At 28.7% G+C, this 449-nt stretch carries 1 protein-coding gene; it reads right to left on the bottom strand.

Annotation, left to right across the window (positions count from 1 at the left end; genetic code table 11):
- Nucleotides 1-433: R3H domain-containing nucleic acid-binding protein (locus tag KHA85_RS20235; protein WP_213186673.1), on the bottom strand; the 433-nt coding region annotated here is incomplete at its 3' end.
- Between the last annotated feature and the right edge of the window lie 16 nt (nt 434-449).

Genomic DNA, 449 nt, shown 5'->3' with positions numbered 1-449 from the left:
AAATAACCATATGTCTATTTTTTCCTTCACCATAGCTCTGTGTTTTTACATGATCTAATTTAGCTAACTCTTGATGCATAACTTTACGTTCATCAGCAGGCATTGGATCAAGTTTGATATCAGCTTTAGTTCTTAAAACTTGTTTTCCTAATTTTCTTGCCATGCTAGCTACTTTTTTATAACGTTCTTCTTTATAACCATTAATATCAACACTTAATTCAATTCTTTTTTTATATGTAGTACTTACTGCATTTTTTACAATAAAATTAATTGCTCTTAAGATTACACCAGCTTTTCCAATCAATATAGAGTTGTTGCTTGTATTTATATTGCAATATATACGTCCATCTTGTAAATAAGAAACAGTTTCAACTTCAAATCCCATTTCACTGATAAATCTTCTAACATATCCTTCAATATATTCTTGAACCATAGCTATAGTGTAGCAT

This window comes from Dietzia massiliensis (assembly GCF_018390595.1).
Taxonomy (GTDB): Bacteria; Actinomycetota; Actinomycetes; order Mycobacteriales; family Mycobacteriaceae; genus Dietzia; species Dietzia massiliensis.
Note: the sequence above shows the minus strand (reverse complement) of the source record. Positions and strands in the feature narration are given on the sequence as shown.